The sequence below is a fragment of the Prevotella sp. TF12-30 genome (assembly GCF_003436715.1).
GTDB lineage: Bacteria > Bacteroidota > Bacteroidia > Bacteroidales > Bacteroidaceae > Prevotella > Prevotella copri_A.
Genome location: NZ_QSQJ01000113.1, coordinates 1 through 1143 on the forward strand (window position 1 = coordinate 1; position 1143 = coordinate 1143).

At 47.4% G+C, this 1143-nt stretch carries 2 protein-coding genes; both read right to left on the minus strand.

Annotated features, from left to right (window positions below; genetic code table 11):
- A partial coding sequence (locus tag DXD25_RS16305) for a hypothetical protein (protein ID WP_147327961.1) occupies positions 1-671 on the minus strand: 671 nt, incomplete at its 3' end.
- Between the two features lie 161 nt (positions 672-832).
- Positions 833-1143: RNA polymerase sigma factor (locus DXD25_RS16310; protein WP_158556369.1), on the minus strand; the 311-nt coding region annotated here is incomplete at its 5' end.

Sequence of the window (1143 nt, forward strand, 5' to 3'; positions counted from 1 at the left end):
TCCAGTTGCAGGAAGAGACGGATATGGCGAGCCGACTCGTTCTGATAAGTTACCTGGAGATGGAAATGCCCGGCAATAGGAGTAAGGATATTCTGAAGCTCAGCGTTTTCATAAACCAATGGGAGCTGGGCAAGACTTGCAGAATCTGTCTTTTCTTCTATGTTGGATTTCTGAGGAGCAGAAACCTGCTGGATAGAATCCTTTCGGGATGATACGAGTTCGGTATTGCTGTTATCTGATGCCTGATGAGAACGGGTTACCAGATGAATGGCTGCAAAGGTGATGCCGGAGACGACAAGGACGGCTGCAACGGCAGCCACCTTTCTCATCGGACTCCAGAGAGGAAACAACTTGGCGGTTTGCTGGGTTTCTGCATTCTGCTTCGTCTCATCTTTCTGCTGCTTTTCTTCTTTCAGCTTCATCCCATCTTTCAGCTTCTCCCATTCTGCATCAATAGAAGGCATCTTCATTTCTTCCTTCGACTTGGCGAAATCCAGAGACTGTCGGGTCTCTACCTGCAGCTGATAGAGTTCGTTCACTTCCTCATCGCCCAGAAGTTCATCCTTTTGGGTTTCGGAATACTTTTCGGGATGCTCCAGGAGATCGAGGAGCATATCCCATTTCAGAGAATCCATCTTCTGAGGATCTATGTCAGATAATTCATGTTTCATTTTCTTTTCCTTTCTTCATTTTAGAGTTATTATATAAGCGGATTGCAAATCCGCAAAATAAAGAGGTTGAACCTTTTTTAACGACGGATTGCAAATCCGTCGGAACGCCTGGCGGAGGACTTTCTTACGGCAAAGACAATCTTGTCTGAACGCCTGGCGGATTATTTTCCTTTCAACTTTTCTCTGAGCGTTCGCAAACCTTTCACGATATGCTTGTTCACTGCCGAGACACTGATGCCCAGCTCCTCCGCCGTATCCTTATACGACATTCCTTCCCGATAGCACAATCGGATGACGGAAGCAGTCTGGTCGGTCAGGTCGTGGTCGATGCAATCCACGGCAGCCTGCCATCGTTCTTCCAGGCGAGAAGGTTCTTCCTCCGTCAATTTCTCTTCCGAGAGAGGGAGAAGCCGTTTCAGTCGTTCATCTCTCTTCTTTCTGGCTATAAGATTGATGCAGGCATTCTTCACGC